The sequence below is a fragment of the Arthrobacter sp. 10T44 genome, assembly GCF_056393885.1.
The window spans coordinates 1-8,054 of the sequence record NZ_JBFTGT010000016.1; the positions used below are offsets into that span (position 1 = coordinate 1).

8 protein-coding genes and 2 pseudogenes are annotated in these 8,054 nt (G+C 65.2%); 3 read left to right on the forward strand and 7 right to left on the reverse strand.

The window, feature by feature from the left end; genetic code table 11:
* The 3 genes and pseudogenes from AC1DBL_RS16625 to AC1DBL_RS16635 all read left to right on the forward strand — a co-directional run.
* Nucleotides 1-246 (forward strand): annotated as a pseudogene (locus AC1DBL_RS16625) (hypothetical protein); the annotation flags it as partial.
* Between the two features lie 109 nt (nt 247-355).
* Nucleotides 356-1,564 (forward strand): molybdopterin-dependent oxidoreductase, encoded by a 1,209-nt coding sequence (locus tag AC1DBL_RS16630; protein ID WP_476926514.1) that lies wholly within the window; start codon nt 356-358, stop codon nt 1,562-1,564.
* Nucleotides 1,561-2,016 (forward strand): hypothetical protein, encoded by a 456-nt coding sequence (locus AC1DBL_RS16635; RefSeq protein ID WP_476926515.1) that lies wholly within the window; start codon nt 1,561-1,563, stop codon nt 2,014-2,016. The genes AC1DBL_RS16630 and AC1DBL_RS16635 overlap by 4 nt, the downstream gene beginning before the upstream one ends.
* Before the next feature lie 57 nt (nt 2,017-2,073).
* Here AC1DBL_RS16635 and AC1DBL_RS16640 read toward each other — a convergent pair whose 3' ends face one another.
* The 7 genes and pseudogenes from AC1DBL_RS16640 to AC1DBL_RS16670 all read right to left on the reverse strand — a co-directional run.
* Nucleotides 2,074-3,135 (reverse strand): NAD-dependent epimerase/dehydratase family protein, encoded by a 1,062-nt coding sequence (locus tag AC1DBL_RS16640; protein WP_476926516.1) that lies wholly within the window; start codon nt 3,133-3,135, stop codon nt 2,074-2,076.
* Nucleotides 3,135-4,007, reverse strand: a complete 873-nt coding sequence (locus AC1DBL_RS16645) for an MTAP family purine nucleoside phosphorylase (RefSeq protein WP_476926517.1) — start codon at nt 4,005-4,007, stop codon at nt 3,135-3,137. The genes AC1DBL_RS16640 and AC1DBL_RS16645 overlap by 1 nt, the downstream gene beginning before the upstream one ends.
* Nucleotides 4,008-4,069: 62 nt before the next feature.
* The gene (locus AC1DBL_RS16650; RefSeq protein ID WP_476926518.1) at nt 4,070-5,557 is read right to left on the reverse strand and encodes a glycosyltransferase family 87 protein; all 1,488 of its coding nucleotides are present in this window, start codon (nt 5,555-5,557) and stop codon (nt 4,070-4,072) included.
* Nucleotides 5,554-6,246: a class I SAM-dependent methyltransferase gene (locus AC1DBL_RS16655; RefSeq protein WP_476893638.1), complete on the reverse strand. Its 693-nt coding sequence runs from the start codon at nt 6,244-6,246 to the stop codon at nt 5,554-5,556. The genes AC1DBL_RS16650 and AC1DBL_RS16655 overlap by 4 nt, the downstream gene beginning before the upstream one ends.
* A gap of 11 nt (nt 6,247-6,257) precedes the next feature.
* Nucleotides 6,258-6,938 (reverse strand): TIGR04282 family arsenosugar biosynthesis glycosyltransferase, encoded by a 681-nt coding sequence (locus AC1DBL_RS16660; RefSeq protein ID WP_476926519.1) that lies wholly within the window; start codon nt 6,936-6,938, stop codon nt 6,258-6,260.
* A gap of 2 nt (nt 6,939-6,940) precedes the next feature.
* Entirely contained in the window at nt 6,941-7,651 is a 711-nt protein-coding gene (locus tag AC1DBL_RS16665) for a glycosyltransferase family 2 protein (protein WP_476926520.1), read from the reverse strand.
* A 157-nt stretch (nt 7,652-7,808) separates the two neighbouring features.
* Nucleotides 7,809-8,054 (reverse strand): annotated as a pseudogene (locus tag AC1DBL_RS16670) (hypothetical protein); the annotation flags it as partial.

Consider the following 8,054-nt stretch of genomic DNA (forward strand, 5'->3'; position numbering starts at 1 on the left):
ACCTCCAAGCTCTACGGCGACGTCGCAGTGAACGGCACCACCGCCGTCAAGCAGGCCTACATCTTCAACCTCGACGGCTCCACCCTCAAGCCCCTCCAGGCATCCGGTGACACCGCCGTCCTCGAAGGCACCCGCGTCCTGATCTCCGATACTGCCGCCGGCCTGCTGAACAAAACCTTCAAGACCGACGCCGTGAAGGCCGACATGCTCGTCGGCATCGCCAAGATCACCGTCAACACCAAGTAACACCCCACCAGGAATGGTTGAGAACGCCACGGACCTTGGGGGTCCGTGGCGTTCTCGGCTCTAGGATTAGACTGGCCCCGGGGCCACAGAACGGTGGAGTGATAACGACATGCAGATGCCCAACCCGCAGAAGCTCACTCAAGCTTTGGCCGCAAAGTTCGCATCGCCGACCCGCAGTTCACGCCTGACGGTCGTGGTGGGCCGCTGGCTCGGGGTCAGCTTCACAATATGTTTCCTGACCGGCCTGTTCAGCCATGGACTCCAGAATCCGCCGTCTTGGATGTTCTTTCCGACCAGACCGGTCTGGATCTACCAACTGACGCAGGGACTCCACGTAACTGCCGGCATCGCCTCGATTCCTCTGCTTCTGGCGAAGCTGTGGTCTGTGTACCCTGAACTGCTCAAGTGGCCGCCCGTGAAGTCTCTGCTGCATGGCCTCGAGCGGGCCTCGATAGCCTTATTCCTCGGTGCATCTCTAGTGCAGCTGACCACCGGGCTGATCAACACCTACAAATGGTATCCGTGGCCCTTTCCGTTTCGTGAGACGCACTATTGGCTGGCGTGGGTGATCTGGGGATCGCTGCTGTTGCACATCGCGGTCAAGCTCCCTGTCATCGCCAGCAACTGGCGTGCCCGGTCCACGGGAGGGCAGGCCGGCAAGCCCTCCGACGGCGGGATGGACTCGCACGGGCGGGCGTCCGTCGCCGGCAGTCCGGGCCGCGGGCGATGGTCCCGGCGGGCGTTCCTGATGGGTGTGGCAACGGCGAGCGGAACGGTTGTCCTGACGACCGCCGGACAATCCTTCGCCGTGCTTGCGCCGCTAAACCTTTTCGCTCCGCGCAAGATGGGCACCGGGCCGCAGGGGGTACCGGTCAACAGAACGGCTGTCGCTGCCAGCGTCACAGAGGCGGCCAATGACGCCAACTGGACCCTTCTGGTACGCAACGGTGACTCCCGCCGGACCTTCAGCCTTGCCCAGCTCAAGGCGATGCCCCAGCACACCCACGAACTTCCCATCGCATGCGTCGAGGGCTGGAGCCAGACTGCGCAGTGGCGCGGGGTCCTGGTCAGGGACTTGATGGACGCCGTGGGGGCTCCGGCCGGGTCCACCCTTCGAGTCACCAGCTTGGAACCAGAGGGCGCCTACCGGTTGATGACCATGGCCCCGGAATACGCCCGGGACGAAAAAACGCTGGTGGCCCTGGAACTGAACGGCTCCGTACTCGACCTCGATCATGGCTATCCGGCCCGCATCATCGCCCCCGGCCGGCCCGGAGTCCTCCAGACCAAATGGCTGCAAAGTATCGAGGTCCTGTGAAAACGCCGAACTCCGTCAAAGCCGCACGTGCGGCCCTCGGCGCCGCCGGTATCGCCATGCTGGGATACGGACTGCTGGGCCTGCCAACCCAATTAGGCCCGGAGCAGTTGATCGGACTGCTGACGTGGATGGCCGTTGCCGTCCTTATTCACGACGGCGTCATTGTGCCGCTCTCCACTCTTGCGGGCGCAGGCCTGACGAGGGCCGGGTCGAAGCTCCAGCCGCTCTCGGCCGCAGTGCTCCGCGGCGCGCTGCTAAGCGGTGCGGTAATCACCTTGATTGCTGCAATTCTGGTGAAGGCCCAGTCCGTCGCGCAGAGCACCACCGTGCTGGAAGCCAACTACGCCGCCTCCCTCACATGGTTCTGGGCGTTCCTTGCGGGCGGCACTGCCGTGACCATCTTTGCCCTGGAACGAAGAGCCCGCGGGACTGGGCGGGTCCGCCGCCGCTGACCCGGCAGATCCTTTCGGCAACAGTCCCGGGGCCGGAAGCCTGCCGGCGCCGGTGGCTTACACCCGGTCGCCGCGCAGGGGAGAGGTAGCAAATTCCCGCATGCCTTCGTCGAATCCGACGTTCGGAGCCCAGCCGAGTTCAGCCTTGATCCGCTCCGAGGAGGCCGTGACGTGGCGTACGTCGCCGAGCCGATACTCGCCGGTGACTACGGGCGCCGGACCGGCGCTGAAGGCACTCAACGCGGCCGCCACGTCACCGATGGTGTGGACCTCGTCCGCACCGACGTTGTAGGCGCGAAAGGCCGGGGCGCCGTCGTCGGACAGCGACTCGGCGGCGGCAATATTTGCTGCCGCAACATCCCGTACGTGGATGAAACTTCGGCGCTGGGCTCCGTCCTCAAAGACACGCGGAGCTTCACCGCGGGCCAGGGCCGACCGGAAGAGGGAAGCGACCCCGGCATACGGCGTGTCTTTGGGCATCCTGGGTCCGTAGACATTGTGGTAACGCAAGGCAATCGCCGAACCGCCGGTGCTCCGGGCCCACGAGGAAGCGAGGTGTTCCTGGCTCAGCTTCGATGCTGCGTAGACGTTCCTCGGATCCATGACGGCATCCTCGGTGACCATCGCGGGGACCAGAACGGCCCCGGTTTCGGGGTTGCGTGGATCGTAGATGCCGGCGCGAAGGTCCTCCTCCGAGCGGGGACCGGGCCTGACCGGTCGGCCGCTTCCCGGATCGACGTAGGCGCCCTCGCCGTACACCACCATCGAGGAGGCGAGAATCAGGCGGGTGATGCCGTGGCGCTCCATCGCGGCGAGCAGGATGGCCGTGCCGTAATCGTTGTTGCGGATGTAGTCAGGTGCGTCGGCGAAGCTGACCCCAAGGCCGACTTTTGCGCTCTGATGGCAAACGGTATCGATTCCCTGCAACGCCGACTCCACGGCAGCCGGGTCCGTCACATCTCCCGTGACGAGGTCCACGCGCCGGTCAAAAGCCGGTTTGTGCGGGTGCAGGGAAGCCTCCAAGGAATCGAGGACCCGAACACTCCATCCCTTGGCGAGAGCAGCTTCGACGATGTGGGATCCGATGAAGCCGGCGCCGCCGGTCACGAGGAGTCTCATCAGAGACCCACTGACGGGCCGACCGGAGGGAGCGCCATGATTCGGCGTACGGCTTCCGGGTCCATGAGCGGCCTGGCGGCATAGTCGGCGCCGACGGCGGCGAGGGCTGTCTCAAGGATGGCAAGGACGTTGACCTGGGCATGTTTCAGCCGCGCGAAGACGGCTTCAGCCGTGACCGGTTCGGAACCGTCGTGGCCGGTGTCGGAGTCTGTGACGAACGCCAGATTGGCGAAGCCCATGTTCAGCTCCGCGGCCAGGACGGGTTCGGGATATTGGGTCATGCTGATAATGTCGGCCCCGCCGGAGACGTACCACTGCGACTCGGCCCTGGTGGAAAATCGCGGTCCGTTGATGACCACCACTGTCCCTTGGGGGGCGCTGGGCAGCTGGAGCTGATCAAGGGCAACGTGCAGATACGATCGAAGTGTCGGGCAAAACGGGTCCGACGCCGGCAAGTGCTGGACGCCGGCCGGCGCGGCGCCGTCGGCGGTGGTTCCGTCGAAGAACGTGTCGGCCCGGCCCCAGGTGCGGTCAATCAGCTGGTCCGTGACCACGAATGTCCCGGGCCCGAAGCCTTCCCGCAACCCGCCCACGGCGGAGGATGAGAAGACCGCCTCGACCCCGACGCTCTTGAGTGCCCAAAGGTTGGCACGGTAGTTGATCTTCTGCGGCGGAAGCGAGTGCTCCCCGCCGTGCCGGGGGAGGAAGGCCACTGTCTGTCCGGCCACCTCGGCAAATGTCAGCGGCCCCGAAGGCCGCCCAAAGGGTGTGTCGACGTCGACGACGGCCTGCACCGTTGCGCCGGGGAGAGTATAAGTACCGGAACCTCCGATGACGCCGACGCGGGGGATGCGGGGAAATTGGTTATGCATAACGCGATCCTGCCAATTGTTGGAACTTGCTTGAAATCGTCTCTGTGGGTCGGTCACCGGGGTCATTGGGGTGCGGCCGCGAGGTGACTTGCCTCGGCCTGCAGCCGCTGATGGGCAGCCGTTGCAATTCCACGGCGGCGTCGAAGCCACGCTCCGGTCGCGACGGTGGAGGCGGCCAAGAGGAGGACGCCCTGGTTAAGAGGCTCACTGTATGGGGCGGCCGAGGGAACCATGTAGATCACGTCCAGAGCCAGAATGACGCTGATGTATTCCCAGCGGCGGCTCAAGACGATGAACGGCATGAGCATCAGTGCGTACCACGGGTAGTTCGGGCTCACGATCAGCAGGGTCAGCCCGATCATGACCGTCTGCTGTTCCCAGAGATTCGCCGCTGTGGTCCGTCTAAGCACACCGAGAGCGACGATAGCCAGGGCGGCCGCACTCAGTACGGGGATCCAAGGCCCGGCCGCGACGATCTGGGCCAGGCCGAATCGGATCCCGCCGCTTTGGCTGTAGCCCTCCTCTTTGAGGTAACCGGGGAGGAATCCGAGGACTCCCGCTCCCGCGAACGCCAGATAAGGCACGTAGAGCAGCGTGAACGTCGCCACGGCGGCGGCGATGAAACGTGCCGGGCGCTTGAACAGTAATCCCGGGGCCGCGATGGCCGGAATGAGTTTCGTTGCCACTGCGGCTCCGAATGCAACGCCAGAGCGGAGCGGCTTTCCTGCTGTCAGAAGGATTCCTGCAGCGAGAATGAGGGCGCCGCCCAAGAGATCAACGTGGGCGTTGTTGATTGCCTCGAGCTGCACGAAAGGGCTCCACCCCCACACTGCGGCCAGATGGAGGGGCATCCCGCGGGCGGCGAGAATGCGGAGCAGCATCACTCCAACGGCCACACTGATTAGCAGCCCGCCGAGCTGGAAAGGAAGGTACCCCACCGAATCCGGAACGGCCGCCCGCACTCCGAGGAAGTAAATCTCAGCGGTTGGCGGATAGATGGTGTGCACGTGCGGGCGGTTAATGGCCGAGCACAAGGGTGTCCCCGACGGATACCCCAGGGCAGCGACGGATTCAGTGCCGAATAGCTCCTTGGCACAAACTGGTCGGCCGTCGCTGTCTAAGGAGCCCGGCGCGAACAGCCAGCCCGGCCGCAGGCCGGCAAGTGTCTCATCCAGCGGTACATGCGAGTACGGGGAGATTCCCGCCTTTTGAACGATTCCGTCCCAGGCGTATCGTGCAGAATCGTTACTGGTCCGTGGCGGTGCGCTTACGGCAACCGCGCCAAGCAAAACCGTGCCCGCTATGATCACCGCCCCAATGCGGTCCCGTGGCACCCGCCTGAGCAGGAAGACCGCCGCCATCAGCAATATCCACGAGATGCAGGTGCCGACGATGGGAGCCGACTCGAAGGGATTCCGCGGCAATACCATCCACCAAAGCACTGTCGCGGCCAGGATGAGCACGGCGGCCAGAGCGGCGTAGGTTCCCGCCCGGCGCCCGGAAGCGCGTGCCGCGCCGGGCGTGCTTTCAGTTTGCGGCCGGACTCTCATGCTGTGAATCCGTCCGGACCTATGGCTGGCGAGAGTCGACAAAAGACGCGGCCCTGCCTGTGGTGGACGGACTTTATGGTCCATCCTCCGCGGAGTGCGCGGGATTCGAGACCGGCGGCGCCGGTTCTGGCCCACCGAAAAGGCTCGCTTTGGTTACCTTGGGCGTCTTCCAGGACCGCCGCGTAGACGGTGTCCAGTTCGGCATCGGTTTCCACTTCCACCAGGAGAGTCCCCTGGGGGGCGATGAGTTGCAGGCACCGGCGCAGCAGGGTCGTGATGCTGCCGCCGATACCGATGTTTCCGTCCAGCAGGACCAGGGATTGCCACTGCCCGGCGTGGGGAACCGGGGCGAATATGGACTGTTCGAGGGCGCGGGCGCCGCGGCCACGGGCCCGGTGGACAGCCTCGGCACTCGTGTCGATGCCCAGGGCCGTCAGGCCCATGTCCTGGGCTGCGGCCAGCAGCCGGCCGGGACCGCATCCGACGTCGAGCACGGGCCCCTGCAGGTTCCTCAACAGCGAAATCTCCAGTGAGCTTGCCTCGTCGCACCAGTTGCTGACGTCGAAAGTAACGGGGGGCGCAGCATCTTGTTCGGTGTCCGGCCGCAGCGTCAGAGTGCCGAAGCCGTTCGCAAGGGCCCGGGCATAGGGTTCCCGTCGGCCCTGGCCGAAAAGCGCAAGCGGCGTCATGCCGACGGCCGTCATCCCCCGGCCCCGGCGATCGGTGCCTGGTCCTGCAGGACGGGCGCGGCTTGTGCGACGGCCGACGAGAATTCGGTGCCGGGCATCCCGGCAGCGATCTCCACTGCATCGCTGAAGTAGTCCATATCCCGCAACTCGGGCAGCATCCCGGTTGTGAGGCCGGCGGCACGGAGCCTGGCGTACTGGTGGGCTCCGGTGGTGTCGGTGGACATTGGCACCCCCCGGATGAGGGTGCCTGTTGGCCTGCGAAGCGCGAGAGCCCAGAATCCGCCGTCGGAGGCGGGCCCGAGCCACGCGTCGTGGACGACCGTTCCGGTGCCCCAATCATTGAGCAACGGGGCGACATGGTGCAGCGAGAATTGTGGTGTGTCCATGCCGATGATCAGTAGCGGACCGGAAGCGGCATCGCAGATGGCGGCGAGTTTTTCGTCGAGTCCTCCGGAAACCTGAGGCACCACAACGAAACCTCCTGCGTCTTCCGCGGTCGGGGCACCGTCCATAACCAGAAGTCGGTCTCGCGCAGGAAGTTGCCTGACGGTTTCCAGGGTGCTGCTGAGGCTGAGTTGCGCCAGATGGGCCGCATCCTCGGGAGATAACGGCGGACTAAGCCGGGTCTTCACCCGTCCGGGCAGACACTCTTTGGCGATGACGGCCACCGTCAGATCATTCAGGTTGCGCATGCTCATGATTCGTCGCCGGTGCGCTTGAGGACCGGTCCTGAACCCGCGGCGGCCGCGGCCGCCCTGAGCTGAACCGACATATCCCGTACCGCGGTAATTGTTCCGCGGAGGGTGCCGGTGACTTTCGATTTGCCAGTCCGGGGGGCGTACGGAACGGGTAGTTCCAGGATTCTCCAGCCGCGAAGGCTCGCCTTCAGGAACATCTCAAGCGGGTAGCCGCTGCGACGGTCCTCCAATGCCAGCGAAAGCAGCTGGACCCGGCGGCCCGCCCGCATTGGGCCAAGGTCCGTCACCCGTTCCCCGGTGAGCCTACGGAGCCGCCAAGCCAGGACGACGTTCGCGACACGGGCATGGGCGGGCCAGGAACCGCGCTGCGGCTGGCGGCTGCCGAGCACCAGATCCGCACTGCCGTCGATGACCGGGGCGAACAGCGCCGGTAACTGTGCCGGGTCCAGCGAACCGTCGCAGTCGCAGAAAGCCACGTATTCGGCCGTGGAGGCGAGCAGGCCCGCGTGGGCCGCAGCGCCGAAACCGCGGCGTTCCTCGCGAATGACCATGGCACCAAGTTGGGTGGCGAGTTCAGCGGAACCGTCCGTAGAGCCGTTGTCGACCACAATTGCCCGGTACCCCTCCGGCAGGCGCGCGAGTACCCAGGGCAGTGCGCCCTTCTCGTTCAGACAGGGTAGAACCACATCAACCAAAACTTCGGTCATTTCAGTCACCTTTCAAGGCTACGGCGGGGAAGGCCCACGTCGGCCGGGACGCACCACGGTCCAGGCAAGGAAAAGTGCCACGGTGCCGGCAGAAGCGGAACCGTGGCACTTCCCACCGGTGCAGACCATGCATCCGGCGAGTTTTCCTGGTGGGGTGTTACTTGGTGTTGACGGTGATCTTGGCGATGCCGACGAGCATGTCGGCCTTCACGGCGTCGGTCTTGAAGGTTTTGTTCAGCAGGCCGGCGGCGGTGTCGGAGATCAGGACGCGGGTGCCTTCGAGGACGGCGGTGTCACCGGATGCCTGGAGGGGCTTGAGGGTGGAGCCGTCGAGGTTGAAGATGTAGGCCTGCTTGACGGCGGTGGTGCCGTTCACTGCGACGTCGCCGTAGAGCTTGGAGGT

Coding starts and splice junctions, on each gene's coding strand:
- AC1DBL_RS16645 (WP_476926517.1), bottom strand. CDS start 4,007: ATGCATAACCAATTTCCCCGCATCCCCCGCGTCGGCGTCATCGGAGGT.
- AC1DBL_RS16655 (WP_476893638.1), bottom strand. CDS start 6,246: ATGACGCCGCTTGCGCTTTTCGGCCAGGGCCGACGGGAACCCTATGCC.
- AC1DBL_RS16660 (WP_476926519.1), bottom strand. CDS start 6,938: ATGCGCAACCTGAATGATCTGACGGTGGCCGTCATCGCCAAAGAGTGT.
- AC1DBL_RS16640 (WP_476926516.1), bottom strand. CDS start 3,135: ATGAGACTCCTCGTGACCGGCGGCGCCGGCTTCATCGGATCCCACATC.
- AC1DBL_RS16630 (WP_476926514.1), top strand. CDS start 356: ATGCAGATGCCCAACCCGCAGAAGCTCACTCAAGCTTTGGCCGCAAAG.
- AC1DBL_RS16650 (WP_476926518.1), bottom strand. CDS start 5,557: ATGAGAGTCCGGCCGCAAACTGAAAGCACGCCCGGCGCGGCACGCGCT.
- AC1DBL_RS16665 (WP_476926520.1), bottom strand. CDS start 7,651: ATGACCGAAGTTTTGGTTGATGTGGTTCTACCCTGTCTGAACGAGAAG.